Here is a 17,522-nt window from a genome sequence, read left to right on the forward strand (position 1 = left end):
TAAACTAAATTCAGGCTTTAATAGCTTTGATTACATTAATCATTTCAAGTGCGGTCAGGGCGGCTTCTGCGCCTTTGTTGCCCGCTTTGGTGCCAGCACGCTCGATCGCTTGTTCGATGCTTTCGGTGGTCAGCACGCCAAAGGCAACCGGGATCTCGGTATTCATAGAGACTTGGCCCAGACCGGAGCTGGCTTCGCCCGCCACATATTCGAAGTGCGCGGTGCCCCCACGGATCACCGTACCCAGAGCAATCACCGCATCGTATTTACCGGTGTTAGCCAGCACGCGTGCGGTTAATGGCAGCTCGTAAGCGCCTGGGACCCAAACAACGGTGATGTTGTCATCAGCAACCTGGCCGATACGCTTCAGTGCATCAATGGCACCTTGCAGCAGGCTGTCGTTGATGAAATTGTTAAAACGTGCAATTGCGATCGCCACACGGGCATTTGGAGTAGCAACAACACCTTCGATAACTTTCATGGGCTTTCCTTAAAAATGGGTTCAATACCCCGCAGGGGGGCGGATTCTATCATATTCTTTGCCCGGCTGCGCGGCGCTTTTGTAAAACGCGGCTGCACCGGCAGGCAAAGGTTACATTCTCTATTTGGCGGTTAACCGCAGGCGCAGATCGGGGCCAATCTGGCGTACCTCGCTAAAGACAAACTCAGGCGCATCGGCCAAGTGCGTCAGCCCCGGCAGTTGGCACAGCCCACGGGCATTATCCCCCAATAGTTTGGGCGCGATGTACAAGACGAGCTCATCCACCAGCCCAGCCTGCAGCAGCGCACCGGCAAGCTGTGCGCCAGCCTCGACCCAGATGCTGTTCACCTGGCGCTTGGCCAGTTGCATCATCATTACCACCAGATCGATACCGCCGCCGTGCAGTGGGAAAGATAATTGCTCCACCCCTGCTGGCCAAACCCGATCGTCTGGCTGCTGGCGTGCCAACCAAGTCATACCCGGTTGCTGCACGACCCGGTGCTGAGGCGTGACCCGGTTCTGGCTGTCCAGAATAATCCGTAGCGGCTGGCGCAGGCTGTCACGCGGATAAATCTGCTGGGTTTCACTGCTCAGTTCATCCCAGCGCACCGTTAGCGAAGGATCGTCGGCCAACACGGTTGCGCTGGTGCTGAGGATCGCCGAACTGGCCGCCCGCAACTCCTGTACATCCCGCCGGGCCTGCGGTGAGGTGATCCACTGGCTTTCCCCCGAGGCCATCGCCGTACGGCCATCCAGTGAAGCGCCCAGCTTGAGCTGCACATAGGGAAACCCGGTGCGCATACGCTTGAGGAACCCCAGATTGACCGCTTCTGCCTCTGCCAGCATTACGCCGTGGCGCACTTCGATGCCCGCCTGTTGCAGCTTGTATAGTCCACGCCCGGCAACCTGTGGATTGGGATCTTGCATGGCTGCCACCACGCGGCTGACTCCCGCTGCAATCAAAGCATCTGCACAAGGTGGCGTACGGCCATGGTGGCTACAAGGTTCCAGCGTGACATAGGCCGTAGCCCCTCGCGCCTTTTCCCCTGCCATGCGCAAAGCGTGTACTTCAGCATGAGGCTCACCGGCCCGCAAATGAAAGCCTTCACCCACGATACTACCATCGCGCACGATCACGCAGCCCACGTTCGGGTTCGGTGTGGTGGTAAAACGCCCCAGACGTGCCAGCTCAAAGGCACGTGCCATATAGAATTCGTCGTTTTGCATGCGGATCCCGTTAATCCTGCAGTTTGGCGATCTCTTCGCCGAATTCGCGAATGTCTTCAAAACTGCGATACACCGAAGCGAAGCGGATATACGCGACCTTATCCAGCTTCTTTAACGCATCCATCACCAGATTGCCGACCATTTTGGTGGGCACTTCACGCTCACCGGTAGCGCGCAACTGGGACTTGATGTGGTTGATGGCGTTTTCTACATCGTCGGAGCTGACCGGGCGTTTTTCCAACGCTTTCAGCATGCCACGGCGAAGTTTATCTTCGTTGAACGGTTCGCGAACCTCATCACTTTTGATCACCCGTGGCATCACCAGCTCGGCCACTTCAAAAGTGGTAAAACGTTCATTACAGACCAGACATTGGCGACGACGGCGCACCTGCGATCCATCACCCACCAGGCGGGAATCAATCACTTTGGTATCAACGGCAGCGCAGAAAGGGCAATGCATAACTCGTCCTGATAAGCGTTTACATAGTTGGGCACAGTTTACCCCGAACTAACGCCACAACAAAGACCGCCGGGCATTTGTTGCGAATTGCCTCCATGATTGAGTGATAAAGCAGCCATAAAAGGCACTGGACATGACTTTGGCCAGCGATCGGGCTAAGCTGGTAGCCAGTGTGATTGAAAAGGAAATTGCCGTTATGACAATCCGTTATCGTCAGGTTTGTCTGCTCACCGCCATGATCCTATTGGCCGGTTGCGCACAGAACCGCGAAGTGCCGAAACTCACCAACCAGGTGGTTGAGCTGAAACAGGTGCTGGGGGAGTTGACCGAGCAGGCTACCGCCCTGGAGCGCCAAAATCGGCTTAACCAAAGCTCTACCAGCGGTGTCTACCTGCTGCCAGCCGCCAATAACGCCGCCAAATTACACAGCAGCGTGGGTGAGCTGAGCCTATCGCTCAACTATGTGAAGAGCGAGGCCAACGGCAGCCAGGCAATACTGTATGTGCGCACGCTCTCAGGCCAATATCTGCCAGGCTTTACCGCTACGTTGGAGTGGGGCCAGTTGGATGCCGCGACCGGTATGCCTCTGACCGCGCAGGCGCAGTCGCAACAAATTCAGAGCGCCAGCTCGCTGCTGCCAAAAACCGAGCAAATCTTTGAACTGCGACTGAGTGGCGTAACGCCATCGCAACTGGGCTATGTCCGTGTGCATAGCGTCGAGCCCATCGCTCAACGTTGATGCGCTGAATGCTCCCCCCCGGTGTCAAGATTGGGGAATCAGATTGCTGACAAACCAGCCACTTGAGATCGCACATATTCTACCGTAGGGCGCCGCATGCTGCGCCCGTTTTAAAGTATCTCAGCTATCCCAAACGCTGCAGCTTCGCCGGTAATCCCTGCCTTACCGCCGCCCCGCTAACCCAGTCCAGCCAGCTATTGCCGACTTCACGAGTCGGATCGGCCAGCCCCAGATCGTTGAGGTTGATCCCTGCGGCAATGCGTGGATCCGCCGCCAAAGCCTGCCCATCCAGCGAATGAACCCTAGCCCCCATTTCACGATGCCCATAGCCGTGTTCAATGGCAATTACGCCCGGCATGACCCCATCGAGCAAGCTGATTTGCGCTTCCACGCTACCGCCTGGCGTCTGCAACCTGACCCGGTCGCCATGTTGTAGCCCATAGCGCTCGGCATCTATCGGGTTGAGCGCGACCAGATTAACCGCCTTCACGGCCCGCAAACGCTCGATAGGGGCAGTAGAGCTGCTCATCAGGTGCGACTTGAACGACATCAGCCGGAACGGCCACGCTTCGCTCGGATAGTGCTGCGCCACGTCGGAACCGTCGGCAAAACGCGGTGGATAATAGGTTGGGCAACCGCTATAACGCTCCCCGGTCATAGCATGGCGGTGGCGTGCTACCTCCTCGTTCCAGATATTCAGCCCCTGCTTCCACTGCGGACCGGTCGCCTCCCCTTGCCAAGCCTGCTCATGGGGTGCGAAACGACCACCACGCGCCAGCATATAGCCCACCCGCAGCCGCTCATCCGGTTTTAATACCTGATTCAGCGCCGGTTGCAGACGATCGACACCGGTCAGGCGCAACTCACTCTCCGTCGCCTCAGGCACTGGCTCACCGGCAAATGCCACGTTGGCTGCTGCGCGCAGGTAGTAATCTTCGGCACAATGCAGCCCGCAAGGGTTACCTTGCGCATCCTGCAACGCCCCGTCGCCGAAGCCCGGCAACCCCATGGCCTTCGAGAGCGCAATAACAAAGCTCTCCAGCGCGATCGGCTGCCCATCCGCCGTCTTGGCTGTGCGCGCTGGCACCACTGGCCAACGAGCGGTACTTGCCTTGACCATTACGCCAGACCAGGGGGAGGTAAATCCCCAGCTTTCAAAGTTGTGGGTATCCGGCACGATATAGTCCGCCAACGCGCTGGTTTCGTTAATAAAGGCGTCAACGGAAATAAACAGCGGCAAATGCTGCGGATCCTTCAGCCTGCTCTCCACCACGTCACGCAACCCCGCTACACCGTAGAGCGGGTTGCCCATGTGATTGATCCAGGCTTTCAGCGGATAAGGGTATCCCATCAGCGCCGGAGCCAACTGCTCGGTAAACTGACCTGCCACAAAGGGATACCACGGCCCCCGCGCCGGATAAGGGTTGACGCCTTGTTCCACCTTGCGACGATACTCATCCGATTTTTCGTACGCCTGCTTACTACGCGACAGCACTAATCCTTTCGGCTTCACCATGTCAGGGAAAGTGGCGAGATTGTAGCGTGGCCCTTCGGCAAACTCCTTGAACTTGCCGCCGCCAACCGAGACGCCACCCTTGAGATTAAGGTTACCGATCAGCGCATTGAGCATCATCACCGCCCAGCTACTGTAGAAACCGTTGCCACTCATCATGCCGCCATGGGAGATCACTGCCGCCTGCCGCTGGTAGGACGTAAACTCCTTGGCCAACGCCGCAATGGTTTCAGCACTAACGCCACACTGGGCGCTGTATTCCGCCAGCGTAAAGCGTTGCGCCGCCAGTTGCAGACAACGGAAGCTTGAGCGCACCTGCACCGATGAGCCATCCGCCAGTTGAACCTGCTGCTCAACCAGCAGTTGCCCACGCATGGCCTCGGTGGCGGGCAGTGGTTCGCCTCGCTGTGCGTCCCATACCAAAGCAGGGCTTTCCTCATCACCGCCAGCCCCACCTAACAGATGTGACTTACGCAGGAACTGCCCGCACAGAGGATGATCGCCATCGGTCACCACCAGATGGGTGGCATTCGACCAGCTTTTTTCACCGGCCGCCTGCATGGCCGCCTCGCCAGGTAATGCCAGATAATCGGCGTTATAACGCTCCTGGTCGATAATCCAGCGGATCATGCCCATCGCCAGCGCGGAGTCCGTCCCCGGCAGTACCGGCACCCAGCGGTTGTGATCGTTAGCCAACGTAGTGGTTAACGGCAATGCCGGGGCCACCACCACGTAGCGGAACTCATCGCGCAGGCGGGCATTGGCTAACTGACGCCCCTGCCGTTTGAACGGATTACCGGACTGTGCGGGTGACGTCCCCAGAAACAGTGCAAAACGCAGATGATCCCAGTCGGGTTTCACATGGGCGTTTTTGTCCAGATCGCCCATCAGCGCCCCGGAACCTGCCCGGTAGGCTAGACCACAGTAAGCGCCATGATGGCCAAAGTTGCGCGTGCCGAAGGCGTTTTGCGCAAAACGTTTGATAAAGGTATCCCGCCCCTCATCACCTGCGTTGGTGACCAGCAGCTGGTTAGCCTTCGGCCCGAGCGTTGGCTGTGCCGGATCGAGTGGCGTTTGCAAATCGCGGATGGCCCGTAATCCCTCCACCGGCCCTTCACCAAACAGATCGCCGCCTTCAACCACTTCCTTGATCAGTTGTTCAAAACTGATGCGCTGCCACTGCCCGCCACCGCGCGGCCCTACCCGCTTCATCGGTTCAAGCACCCGGTACGGGCTGGTCAGCCCTTCCAGCAGAGTAGCACCGCGAGCACAGGCGGTTGAGCGCTGTTCCAAACCGGCATCACCACCTAGCCGGTTGAGTGCATCACTCACTGGTAAACGATAAGGAAAATGGTGATCGTGCGACAGCGGGTGATAAGGGTTACCCGCCACGCGCAGGATCTGATTGCTGTCGCGATCGACCCGCACCCGCAGGCCGCACAGCGTCCAGCAGCCAAAACATTGCGTCATGGAAACTGCCTGCTGCGGATTGGCCTGCCAGCCTTCGGGATGTTGGCGGCCTTCTGGCGGTAGCGCATTGGCACTGATCCGATCCAGCGTCAGTTTTCCACTGCTGCCGTCACGCAGGCCGGTAAACACCTTCTGCACCATTTCGCTGTAGCTGGCACCAAACACGGCCAGCCCACCCAAAGCGAGCCCGCCTTTCAACCACTGACGACGCGTTGACTTAGCCATAGTTTTTTTTCTCCATCAACCCATGCTGTAATTCACGAACCCCGATGATTAATGCCATCCACAGCCCAAAAGTGCCGAGAATGGCCAATAGCCCCTCGCTGCCGAGCGGTAACACATAGGGGTTGAGCAATATAGTGAACTTGGGCAGCGTCTGGGTTTGCATCAGCAGCATCCAGCGCACGCCCCAACAGAGCAGCAACGCAGCCAAGCATTGTGCTAACAGACCTGTCGCCCCTAGCGCCCTACGACGCGATCGCCAAGCCGAAACTATCAACAGCAGGATCAAAACGGCAAATGCGCTGCCAACCAGTGACCAGGCGCTCCCCTGAACAGGCAACTGACGCAGCGCAGCAGCGGAGTCACTACCGTCCAACCACCAGCCCAGGCTGGAGAGGCAAAGCAACAATAGAGAAAGCCCTTGATAGCGCGCCAAACGAGGCTGCCAGTGAGGTTCATGGCGTAACCAATAGGCCAGCATTGGCGGAACGGCCTGCATAGCAGTAAGCAGCAATAGCCAAGGTAACCACAGGCTGTACCACAGCGGTTGTGAACGCAGCACGGACACTTCGCGGCCGGTATAGAGCAGGATGCTGACGGCTGAAAGCAGCGTGGTCAATGCCACCCAACGTAACCATTTCTGCTCTTGCCATGCGGGCGAGATTTGTAACCATCGCGCCCAGAACGGCAGGGCTTTTGCCCTCAGTTGGCAACGCAGCAGCAAAATGAAATAGGCCACTACCAGCAGGGTAAACAGCGGTAAAAATACCGAGCCAAGAGACATCCACGACCAAGGTGCGAAATGGGCATAGAAGTGCCAGATTCGAGCGGGCTGATGTAAATCCGCACTCAGGGCCAACGGGGCCACGGTGCCGCTCACCACCGCCAGCGAAACGGCAGCCAGCTCCAGCCTAGATGCCTCAGACGCTGAACGCCAGCGTAGCCAGGCCGCAATAGCAACACTGCTACATGCCAGACCGATGAAAAAGAAATACTGAACCGCCCAGGGCAACCAGGCGATCTCCTGCGGGCGAGCCATCACTTCGCGGATCATGAGTGTACCTCCTGCCACAGCGCCGGTTGTCCCCGGACATGGCTGACAAATGCCTCATCCAGCCCCAGATAAAACACCTGTGGGTGCGTCCCCTGCTCGGGTTTCAGCACCTTTAGCTCCCCACGATGCTGTTCCAACGTGCGCCTCAGGGTGCCTTGTTCATCGTTAAGATCGCCGATCATGCGCGCACCGCCGACACAGGATTCAACGCAGGCAGGCAACAGCCCGACATCCAGGCGGTGGACGCAGAAGGTGCATTTATCCGCGGTTTGGGTTTCATGGTTGATAAAGCGCGCCTCATAGGGGCAGGCTTGCACACAGTAGGCGCAGCCGACGCAGCGGGTGTTATCAATCACCACAATGCCGTCCTGACGCTGGAAGGTCGCCTGAACCGGGCAGACCGGCACGCAAGGCGGGTTATCGCAGTGATTGCATAGGCGCGGTAGCAGCACGTTGGTGGGGATGCGCTGGCTATCCGTGACGACCTGATACTGCAGTACAGTGGTGCGAAACTGCCCCTGTGGCAGCTGATTCTCTACCGCACAGCTAACCGTGCAGGCCTGGCAGCCAATACAGCGGCGCAGATCGATCAACATCGCCATACGCTTTTTGCCGTCGCCTTCACGCCGCTCGGGTTGCAGCTGCCAGCCGGAGTGCGCCAGCGGTACCAACGCGGCCCCCGCCGTCAGGACACCGAGGCGTTGTAAAAATTGTCGTTTTCCACTATCCATTGATTTCTCCCAAAAAGTATCAACCGGGGAGCTGATACAAAGGAGTGTAAAAGTGGCGTACGACCGCCCATATTGTGGTTTACCACATTCCCTACTGCGGCTTGATCCAGGACAATTCTGGCGGGCGATCGAGATCATAAAAATGGAGATGATGTGAAAAAAGCAGTACTGATGATCTTGTTATGCAGCTGGTTGAGCCCGGCCTGGGCAGGGCAATGGACCATCGCCGTGCTGGCATTACGCGGCGATACACATGCCCTGGCCCAATGGCAGCCGTTAATTAACCATCTCAATCGTCAGTTCCCAGACGAAAGCTTTCAACTGTTGCCGCTGAACCTGGCCGATATGGGGGAAGCCGTCAGCAACGGCCAGGTCGATTTTCTGCTCACCAACCCGGCGCAGTATATTCAGTTGGACAATAGTTACCCGTTACGCTGGTTGGTCTCCTTACGCTCCAGCAAAAATCAGCAGAATGCCTCAAACAACGTGATAGGCAGCGTGATATTGGTACGCCGCGATAGCACCGTAACCAAGGCTACTCAGCTCACCGGTAAAAAAGTGGGCGCGGTCTCCCCTGACGCTTTTGGCGGCTATCTGCTGGGCTATAAGGAGCTACTGGCCGCTGGCGTACATCCGGAAAAAGATCTGCAACTGCACTTCAGCGGTTATCCCGTGGACGCCCTGCTTTATCTGCTGCGCGATAAGGCGCTGGACGCGGCCATAGTGCCGGTTTGCCTGCTGGAAGAGATGGAGAAAGAGGGATTACTAAAGGCCAGTGATTACCGTGCCCTGCTGGCCAAACCCAGCACGCAGCCCTGCCTGACCAGCAGCGTGCTTTATCCCAACTGGTCATTTGCCGCCTTGAACCACGTGCCCGATCCCCTGGTCGATGAGCTAACCCGCCAGCTGTTGCAAATGGATACCCCTGGTCTCCCTGCCTGGGGCGCTCCCGCCTCATCCCGCCAGGTGGACCTTCTGCTGCGCGATCTGGATCGCCATCCAGCACAGCGTTCACTCTGGCAAGAGATACACAGTTGGGCATTGCAACATCTGCTCCTGCTTGGCGCACTCGCCGGGGGCATGCTACTGCTTGGCGCTAATCATCTGTGGATCGGCCACCTGGTACGCCAGCGTGGGCGCGAGCTAGAACAAATGCACACGACGCTGCGGGCCAGAGAAGCAGCGCTAACCCGTGCGCAACGCCTCAGCACCCTGGGTGAGATGGCTTCCGGTTTCGCTCACGAACTTAACCAGCCTCTGGCGGCAATACGCCACTATGCCGAAGGCTGCCGTATTCGCCTTGAGCGCAGCGATCCGCAGCACGAGCTGTTACCGATCCTCGAACAGATTGGCCAACAGGCGCAGCGAGGGGCAGAAACCATCGTCAATCTGCGCCAATGGGTCAGCAAAACGCCACACCATGAAAGCGCACAATGGCTAACCCTACGCCCTCTGGTGGAAAACGTTATCAAGCTGATGCGCATCGAACAGCATTACCCTCAGTGCCGTTTGGTCGTCATCATCGCCCCGAAAAGCCAGTTGTATAGCCAGGCTACGCTGTTGGAGCAGGTGCTCACCAACTTGTTAAGCAACAGCCTGCAGGCCGGTTCCCAGCAGATCACCCTGCGGCTGGAAACCGATGGCGATCGGCAGACGCTGATACTGGAAGACGATGGCGGCGGCCTCAGCGCCGAACAGTTAGCACAGCCGTTCGTGCCTTTTCGCAGCACTAAATCGGAAGGACTTGGCCTGGGGCTGGTGATCTGCCAGCGGCTGCTAAGGAGCCAACAGGGTGAGCTGACGCTGGAAAATTATTCGATATCGCCACAACGGCAGGGGCTACGCGTTACCCTGCACTTCCCTGGGATCAAGAAGGAAACATGCCATGGCGCTGATACATCTGGTCGATGACGATCTGGCGGTCACCGATGCCAGCCGCTTTTTACTCGAAGGGCTGGACTATCGGGTGAAGATCTGGAACGACAGCCAAACCTTTATCGACCAAGTCGCCCCTTACCAATGCGGCGTCGTAATGCTGGATATTCGCATGCCGGGGATCGATGGGCAGCAAATCCATCAGCGGCTACGTGAGCGTGAAAGTACGCTGGCGGTGGTGATCGTTACCGGCCATGGCGATATCGCCATGGCCGTAGCGGAGATGAAATTGGGAGCGTTGGATTTCCTGCAAAAGCCGATTGCTACCGCACCGCTGATCGACGCACTGGAACGGGGGATCGCCCATTCTCAACGTCAGGTGGAGCGCTACCAGTTACAACAGCGTTTCAGTACGCTGACCTCACGCGAGCGTGATATCGCCAGCGCCGTTGCCGCCGGTATGACCAACAAGGCCATTGCCGATCGTTACTTCGTCGCCGTACGCACCGTAGAGGTACACCGCTCTAAAGTGATGGAGAAGATGCAGGCCACCAGCCTGGCGGAATTGGTAAGCTCATTGAACCTGTTGGCGACGCAGGAGCAAAAAAAATGCCGGGCAGAGTAAACTGACCGGCATCTGGTTCAGACGGTGCGTGGCTTATTCAGCCACACACCGGGCAATCACGGCAGGATCGAAGGCTGATCGGCGCCCTCTTTCTCCACTTTCTGCTGCAGCATGTGTTCGCGTTTCATACCCAGTTTCAACGCCAGCGCAGAGGCGACGTAGATAGAGGATATGGTACCGATAGACACACCGATCAGCATGGTCAGGGAGAAGCCCTGCAGCATCGCGCCGCCGAAGATGTACAGCATCAGAACCACCATCAGCGTAGTGGCGGAGGTCATGATGGTACGGCTCAGCGTCTGCGTCAGCGAGACGTTCATGATTTCATAAGGCGTACCGCGACGGATCTTGCGGAAGTTCTCACGAATACGGTCAGAAACCACGATACTGTCGTTCAGCGAGTAACCGATCACCGACATCAAGGATGCCACGATGGTCAGGTCAATCTCGATATGGAACAGCGACAGCACGCCCATGGTGATGACCACGTCGTGCGCCAGGGCGATAACGGCCCCCGCGGCCAAGCGCCATTCAAAACGGAAGCCCACGTAAATCAGGATACAGATCAACGCCACCAGCAGCGCCATGCCGCCGGTTTGTGCCAGTTCTGCCCCTACGCTCGGGCCAACGAATTCAATACGCTTGACGGACGCATTCTTATCGACGGATTCGTTGATCACGCCAATAACTTTGTTACCCAGTTCCTGGCCTGCGGTACCGACCGCCGGTGGCATACGCACCATCACGTCACGGCTGCTGCCAAAGTTCTGGATAATCGGGTCCTGGAACCCGGCTTTTTCCAACGTATCGCGCATCAGGTCCAGATTCGCGGGTTGCTCCAGGGTAATTTCAATCACCGTACCACCGGTGAAATCCAGACCCCAGTTAAACCCACGCACGGACATGGTGGCGATCGACGCTACCAACAGCACCAAAGAGATGCCGAAGGCCAGGTAATCCCAGCGCATAAAGTCATAGACTTTACGGCCGTAGTTGAGTTGTTCAACAGTATAATCCTGTGCCACAACGCACTCCTCAGATAGACAGCTTGTTAATGCGCTTGCCGCCGTAAAGCAGGTTGACGATGGCACGGGTACCGACAATCGCGGTGAACATGGACGTCGCCACACCGATTGCGGTGGTAATTGCAAAGCCCTTGATCGAACCGGTACCGACTGCGTACAGAATGATCGCGGTGATCAACGTCGTGACGTTGGCATCAACGATACTGGAGAACGCGCCTTTATAGCCCTCATGGATGGCCTGCTGAATGGATCGTCCATTCTTCAGTTCCTCCTTGATACGTTCGTTTATCAGTACGTTGGCATCAACCGCCACCGCCAGCGTCAGCACGATCCCGGCAATCCCCGGCATGGTCAGCGTCGCCCCTGGTAGCAGAGACATCACGCCAACGATCAGCACCAGGTTAGCCATCAGCGCGGTAGAGGCGATCAGGCCAAACTTGCGGTACCAGACCACCATAAAGACGATCGAAGCCACCAGGCCCCATAGGCAAGCTTCCAGGCCCTGGGTGATGTTCTGTTGCCCCAAGGTTGGACCAATGGTCCGCTCTTCCACGATCTGGATAGGCGCAATCAACGCACCGGCACGCAGCAGCAGCGACAGCTGACGTGCTTCGTTCGGGTTGCTGATACCGGTGATACGGAAGCTGTTACCCAGACGTGACTGAATGTTCGCCACGTTGATCACTTCTTCCTGCTTCACCAGCACGGAACGGCCGTTGGCATCCTTCTTGCCGCTGTCTTTATACTCCACGAACAGCGTTGCCATTGGTTTACCAATGCTGTCTTTGGTGAAGTTGGACATGGCAGTACCGCCAGCGCTGTCCAGCGAGATATTTACCTGCGGCTGGTTGTACTCATCGGTGCTGGAGGTGGAGTCTGTAATGTGGTCACCGGTCAGGATGACGCGCTTGTACAGCACAACCGGTTGGCCTTCACGGGTGTATTTCACCTCGGAGTCACCCGGTACACGGCCATTGGCCGCAGCGGTCGCATCCGCGTTGGTATTGACCAGACGGAATTCCAGCGTAGCGGTCGCACCCAAAATTTCTTTGGCGCGTGCCGTATCCTGGATACCCGGCAACTCAACAACGATACGATCGGCACCCTGGCGCTGTACCAACGGTTCGGCAACGCCGAGCTGGTTAACACGATTACGCAGGATGGTAATGTTCTGCTGCACCGCATACTCACGCGCTTCGCTCAGGCGAGCGTCGGTCATCGTTGCTTTCAGGGTGTTGCTGCCATTGGCAGAAAGCACCAGATCGCGCTGACGTGGCGTCATGTAGCTGATGGCCTGGTCGCGAGCGGCGTCGTCACGGAAGCGGACTTCCACGCCGTTGTTGTCCAACTTGCGGATCGCAGCGTAAGGAATGCCCTTTTCACGCAATTCGCTGCGCAGGGTATCCATAGTTTGTTCTTGCAACTTGCTCAGCGCGGTGTCCATGTCGACTTCCATCAGGAAGTGCACGCCACCACGTAAATCCAGACCCAGCTTCATCGGCTCGGCGTTGAGCATCGCCAGCCAGGCAGGCGTTGCCGGGGCGAGGTTCAATGCGACGACATATTTGTCACCCAGTTCCGCCATCAAGGCTTCACGGGCGCGCAGCTGAACGTCAGGATCTTTAAAGCGAGCCAGGATGGCACCGTTTTCCAGCGCAATCGACTTGCTCGCAATATTGTCTTTTTCTAATACAGTACGGACTTGGTCCAGCGTAGTTTCACTGGCGGCGACTCCGCGCGCGCCAGTGATCTGTACGGCCGGATCCTCTCCGTAAATGTTGGGAAGCGCATATAGCAGTCCGACGAGGATCACCACGATCAACATCAGATACTTCCACAGAGGATAACGGTTTAGCACGGCAGTTCCCTTAGGGAAAACAAAATTACAGGGCCTTCATAGTACCTTTCGGCAGAACGGCCGCCACGAAGTCACGCTTGATCATCACTTCCGTGGTGTCATTCAGCGCGATGGCAATAATACCGGTATCTGCCACTTTAGTGACACGGCCAATCAGACCACCGGTGGTCAACACTTCATCACCCTTGCCGATGGAGTCCATCAGTTTTTTGTGCTCTTTAGCACGTTTCTGCTGTGGGCGCAGGATCATGAAATAGAAAATCAGACCAAACACCACCAGCATAATGATCAGAGAGTACGGGCTACCCTGAGATGGAGCCCCTGCTGCTGCCACTGCATCGGAAATGAAAAAGCTCATTAAAATTCCCTCATTAATTTATCAATTATCAATTCAAGCGTTTAAAGGTGGTATCGGTTTGCCGATCCGACCATAGAAATCCGCCACAAACAGCTCTAATTTACCCTCTTCAATGGCCTGGCGTAAACCCGCCATCAAACGTTGGTAATAGCGCAAGTTATGGATGGTGTTCAATCGCGCACCGAGAATTTCGTTGCAGCGATCGAGATGATGCAAATAGGCACGACTATAATGGCGACAAGTATAGCAATCGCACTCACTGTCCAGCGTGGAAGTATCATCCTTATGCTTGGCATTACGGATTTTTACCACACCGTCCGTCACGAACAAATGGCCGTTACGGGCATTACGCGTTGGCATCACGCAGTCAAACATGTCGATGCCGCGACGCACGCCTTCAACCAGATCTTCCGGCTTGCCAACCCCCATCAGATAGCGTGGCTTATCTTCTGGAATTTGTGGGCAAACGTGTTCAAGAATGCGATGCATATCCTCTTTTGGCTCACCTACCGCCAAACCGCCCACAGCGTAACCATCAAAGCCGATCTCCACCAGCCCTTTTACCGATACATCACGTAAATCTTCGTAAACACCGCCTTGGATAATGCCGAATAACGCATTGTTGTTATTCAGTTCATCAAAACGCTGGCGGCTGCGCTGTGCCCAACGCAGAGACATTTCCATCGAACGCTTGGCATAGTCCCAATCCGCCGGGTAAGGCGTGCATTCGTCGAAAATCATCACGATGTCTGATCCCAGATCGTACTGGATCTCCATCGATTTTTCCGGGCTGAGGAACACCTTATCGCCGTTGATCGGGTTACGGAAATAAACGCCTTCCTCTTTAATCTTGCGCATTGCCCCCAGGCTGAACACCTGGAAACCACCGGAGTCGGTCAGGATCGGCCCGTGCCACTGCATAAAGTCATGCAGATCACCGTGCAGCTTCATGATCTCCTGCCCTGGGCGCAGCCACAGGTGGAAGGTGTTACCCAACAGGATCTGCGCACCGGTGTCTTTCACTTCTTCCGGCGTCATGCCTTTGACCGTGCCATAGGTCCCCACTGGCATAAAGGCCGGGGTTTCCACTACGCCACGCTCAAAGACCAGGCGGCCGCGACGAGCACGGCCATCGGTTGTCTGTAATTCGTACTTCACAAAACCTCCAGCGTCAGAGATACAGTCTGACGTCATTAAAACAGGACCACGCAGTGTGCGTAGCCCGGGAATTTATTTCCCGACGGATTCGCTTTCCGCCAGTGGATTACGGCTGATAAACATGGCATCGCCGTAGCTGAAGAACCGGTACTTCTCAGCCACCGCCTGATGATAGGCGTTCATGGTGTTTTTATAGCCGGCAAACGCCGAGACCAGCATGATCAGGGTGGATTCCGGCAGGTGGAAGTTGGTTACCAGCGCATCGATCACCTGATAGTGATATCCCGGATAGATAAAGATGCTGGTATCGCCGAAGAAGGGCGCGATCAGCGCATCCTGGCAAGCATTGGCCGCGCTTTCCAGCGAACGCACCGAAGTGGTGCCCACGGCAACCACCCTTTTGCCGCGCGCCTTACAGGCTAATACCGCATCCACCACATCCTGCGGCACTTCTGCATACTCCGCATGCATCACATGCTCTTCAATGGTTTCCACCCGCACCGGCTGGAAAGTGCCAGCGCCAACATGCAAGGTGACAAACGCCATCTCAATGCCCTTGGCGCGCAACGCGGCCAACAGCGGCTCATCAAAATGCAGGCCCGCCGTCGGGGCCGCTACGGCACCCGGCTTTTCGCTGTAGACGGTCTGATACAGTTCGCGGTCGGCGTCTTCATCCGGGCGATCGATATACGGTGGCAGTGGCATATGGCCCACCGCGTTAAGGATAGTGAACACGTCACGATCGTCGTTAAACCGCAGTTCGAACAGCGTGTCATGGCGCGCGACCATGGTGGCGGCAATGCTTTCGTCATCGCCCAGCAGCAGTTCGGTGCCCGGCTTGGGTGATTTGGAGGCACGTACATGGGCCAGTACCCGATGATCGTCCAACACCCGCTCGACCAGCACTTCTATCTTACCGCCGCTGACCTTGCGGCCAAACAGGCGCGCAGGGATCACGCGGGTATTGTTAAACACCAGCAGATCACCCGCTTCCAGGTTATCCAGCAGATCGGTGAACACGCCGTGCGTCAGGCCTCCGCTTGGCCCGTCCAACTGCAGCAAACGGCAACCGCTACGCTCAGGCTGTGGATAGCGGGCAATCAAAGACTCGGGGAGCTCAAAAGAAAAATCGGCGACGCGCATGGGTATTCACTTCTTCAGCTAGCTAATTGGGAAAAAACAGGCGGTACAGTCTAAAGCCGCGGGCGGCAAGCAGCAAGGAATAAGGAGGAATTGCATGACTTGGGTTATAGTTGGCAGATGAATTTTCTCGCTCATCTCCATTTGGCCCAGCTTGCGGAAAGCTCGCTGCTTGGCAACCTGCTCGCCGATTTCGTGCGCGGCAACCCCGCAGGTGATTACGACCCAGCGGTAGTGGCTGGCATCATGATGCATCGGCGCGTCGATGTTTTGACCGATATCCAACCGGAAGTCAAAGCCTGCCGCGACTATTTCAGCCCGCAATTCCGCCGCGTCGCCCCCATTACGCTCGACGTGGTTTGGGATCACTTTCTGGCCCGCCACTGGCAACAGCTTGAACCGACGTGCAGCTTGCAGAGCTTCACCCAGCAAGCTCGTAACCTGATTGTGCCGCATCTGCCGCAAACGCCACAGCGCTTCCAGAACCTGAACAGCTATCTTTGGCCCGAACGCTGGTTGGAGCGTTACGCCGAGCTACCGTTTATCGGCGATGTATTAGAGGGCATGGCTAGCCGCCGTCCACGACTGGCCGCACTGGCTGGCTCCTTTGCCGACGTGGAGCACCAGTATCATCAGCTTGAAACACAGTTCTGGCAGTTTTATCCCCGAATGATGGAACAGGCCAGAAACAAGTCATTGTGATCGCTGGATAAAAAGCCCTATTACTCATTCAGTTAACGGAATGTGGCTTTTTGTCCTTGCCCTTTTGTACGAAAAGGTTATTTTGAAAGACTGCTAAATTTATTCTCTCGGTTTGATAGGTGGAAGCTATCTCATTGATTGGTCTTTCACCCTTCCCTCACCGAGTGGTGGCCCTTATACTGGCCCCTGCTTTTACATCAACCCATTGAACTACTATTACAGGAGTAATTATGGTCCTGGTAACTCGTCAAGCCCCTGACTTCACCGCTGCAGCCGTTTTAGGCAATGGCGAAATCGTAGAAAACTTCAACCTGAAGAAGCACCTGAACGGCAAACCAGCCGTACTGTTCTTCTGGCCGATGGACTTCACCTTCGTATGTCCTTCTGAGCTGATCGCTTTCGATCACCGCTATGAAGAGTTCCAGAAGCGCGGCGTTGAAGTTGTAGGCGTTTCCTTCGACTCAGAATTCGTCCATAACGCATGGCGTAAAACCCCTGTCGACAAAGGCGGCATCGGTGAAGTGAAATACGCAATGGTTGCTGACGTTAAGCGCGAAATTCAGAAAGCTTACGGCATCGAACACCCAGAAGCGGGCGTTGCCCTGCGTGGTTCTTTCCTGATCGACAAGAACGGCATTGTTCGTTCCCAGATCGTCAACGACCTGCCAATCGGCCGTAACATCGACGAAATGATCCGTACCGTTGACGCGCTGCAATTCCACGAAGAGCACGGCGAAGTGTGCCCAGCTCAGTGGGAAAAAGGCAAAGCAGGTATGGGCGCATCTCCAGACGGCGTAGCTAAATACCTGTCTGAGAACGCTTCCAAGCTGTAATTTCAGTCTGTAAGTGTCAGAGCCGGTCAGCCCTGCTGGCCGGTTTTTTTT

At 56.5% G+C, this 17,522-nt stretch carries 16 protein-coding genes; 5 read left to right on the forward strand and 11 right to left on the reverse strand.

Annotated elements, in window-relative coordinates:
- Positions 1-10: 10 nt before the first annotated feature.
- From ribE to nrdR, 3 genes are all read right to left on the reverse strand, one after another.
- Positions 11-481, reverse strand: coding sequence for a 6,7-dimethyl-8-ribityllumazine synthase (gene ribE, locus JHD74_RS00975; RefSeq protein ID WP_021805495.1), 471 nt, complete (start codon positions 479-481; stop codon positions 11-13).
- 120 nt (positions 482-601) lie between these two features.
- Positions 602-1,708 (reverse strand): bifunctional diaminohydroxyphosphoribosylaminopyrimidine deaminase/5-amino-6-(5-phosphoribosylamino)uracil reductase RibD, encoded by a 1,107-nt coding sequence (ribD, locus tag JHD74_RS00980; RefSeq protein WP_024528648.1) that lies wholly within the window; start codon positions 1,706-1,708, stop codon positions 602-604.
- 10 nt (positions 1,709-1,718) lie between these two features.
- Positions 1,719-2,168 (reverse strand): transcriptional regulator NrdR, encoded by a 450-nt coding sequence (gene nrdR / locus JHD74_RS00985; protein WP_021180191.1) that lies wholly within the window; start codon positions 2,166-2,168, stop codon positions 1,719-1,721.
- Positions 2,169-2,364: 196 nt separating this feature from the next.
- Here nrdR and JHD74_RS00990 point away from each other — a divergent pair, with 196 nt between their 5' ends.
- Positions 2,365-2,907: a DUF3251 domain-containing protein gene (locus JHD74_RS00990; protein WP_024528649.1), complete on the forward strand. Its 543-nt coding sequence runs from the start codon at positions 2,365-2,367 to the stop codon at positions 2,905-2,907.
- Between the two features lie 124 nt (positions 2,908-3,031).
- Here JHD74_RS00990 and ttrA read toward each other — a convergent pair whose 3' ends face one another.
- Genes ttrA through ttrB form a run of 3 tightly spaced genes read right to left on the reverse strand, consistent with a single transcriptional unit; the run spans position 3,032 to position 7,897 of the window.
- Positions 3,032-6,115 carry a tetrathionate reductase subunit TtrA gene (ttrA, locus tag JHD74_RS00995; RefSeq protein ID WP_199061311.1) on the reverse strand — a complete coding sequence of 1,028 codons (3,084 nt, stop codon included), beginning with the start codon at positions 6,113-6,115 and terminating at the stop codon, positions 3,032-3,034.
- Entirely contained in the window at positions 6,108-7,166 is a 1,059-nt protein-coding gene (ttrC, locus tag JHD74_RS01000) for a tetrathionate reductase subunit TtrC (RefSeq protein ID WP_199061313.1), read from the reverse strand. The genes ttrA and ttrC overlap by 8 nt, the downstream gene beginning before the upstream one ends.
- Positions 7,163-7,897 carry a tetrathionate reductase subunit TtrB gene (gene ttrB, locus JHD74_RS01005; protein WP_199061315.1) on the reverse strand — a complete coding sequence of 245 codons (735 nt, stop codon included), beginning with the start codon at positions 7,895-7,897 and terminating at the stop codon, positions 7,163-7,165. The genes ttrC and ttrB overlap by 4 nt, the downstream gene beginning before the upstream one ends.
- A 171-nt stretch (positions 7,898-8,068) precedes the next feature.
- Between ttrB and ttrS the strand changes: the two genes are divergently transcribed.
- Complete coding sequence (ttrS, locus tag JHD74_RS01010) at positions 8,069-9,808, forward strand: tetrathionate respiration histidine kinase TtrS (RefSeq protein WP_233169402.1); 1,740 nt, start codon at positions 8,069-8,071, stop codon at positions 9,806-9,808.
- Entirely contained in the window at positions 9,783-10,397 is a 615-nt protein-coding gene (gene ttrR, locus JHD74_RS01015) for a tetrathionate respiration response regulator TtrR (protein WP_074030761.1), read from the forward strand. Before ttrS ends, ttrR begins: the two co-directional genes overlap by 26 nt.
- A gap of 56 nt (positions 10,398-10,453) precedes the next feature.
- On the opposite strand, the gene secF is transcribed toward ttrR, so the two are convergent.
- From secF to queA, 5 genes are all read right to left on the reverse strand, one after another.
- Entirely contained in the window at positions 10,454-11,422 is a 969-nt protein-coding gene (gene secF / locus JHD74_RS01020) for a protein translocase subunit SecF (protein ID WP_024528655.1), read from the reverse strand.
- Between the two features lie 10 nt (positions 11,423-11,432).
- Positions 11,433-13,280 carry a protein translocase subunit SecD gene (gene secD / locus JHD74_RS01025; protein ID WP_024528656.1) on the reverse strand — a complete coding sequence of 616 codons (1,848 nt, stop codon included), beginning with the start codon at positions 13,278-13,280 and terminating at the stop codon, positions 11,433-11,435.
- 25 nt (positions 13,281-13,305) lie between these two features.
- Positions 13,306-13,638 (reverse strand): preprotein translocase subunit YajC, encoded by a 333-nt coding sequence (gene yajC / locus JHD74_RS01030; protein ID WP_021180200.1) that lies wholly within the window; start codon positions 13,636-13,638, stop codon positions 13,306-13,308.
- Positions 13,639-13,671: 33 nt separating this feature from the next.
- Entirely contained in the window at positions 13,672-14,796 is a 1,125-nt protein-coding gene (tgt, locus tag JHD74_RS01035) for a tRNA guanosine(34) transglycosylase Tgt (RefSeq protein ID WP_021805505.1), read from the reverse strand.
- Positions 14,797-14,868: 72 nt separating this feature from the next.
- On the reverse strand, positions 14,869-15,939 hold the full coding sequence (gene queA / locus JHD74_RS01040) for a tRNA preQ1(34) S-adenosylmethionine ribosyltransferase-isomerase QueA (protein ID WP_199061319.1): 1,071 nt from the start codon (positions 15,937-15,939) through the stop codon (positions 14,869-14,871).
- Positions 15,940-16,056: 117 nt separating this feature from the next.
- Between queA and JHD74_RS01045 the strand changes: the two genes are divergently transcribed.
- Positions 16,057-16,638 (forward strand): ACP phosphodiesterase, encoded by a 582-nt coding sequence (locus tag JHD74_RS01045; protein ID WP_024528658.1) that lies wholly within the window; start codon positions 16,057-16,059, stop codon positions 16,636-16,638.
- A 230-nt stretch (positions 16,639-16,868) separates the two neighbouring features.
- Positions 16,869-17,471 (forward strand): peroxiredoxin C, encoded by a 603-nt coding sequence (locus JHD74_RS01050; RefSeq protein ID WP_024483916.1) that lies wholly within the window; start codon positions 16,869-16,871, stop codon positions 17,469-17,471.
- Positions 17,472-17,522 lie beyond the last annotated feature (51 nt).

Source organism: Serratia sp. ASV30 (assembly GCF_016428815.1).
In the GTDB taxonomy this organism is placed as follows: Bacteria; Pseudomonadota; Gammaproteobacteria; order Enterobacterales; family Enterobacteriaceae; genus Chania; species Chania fonticola_C.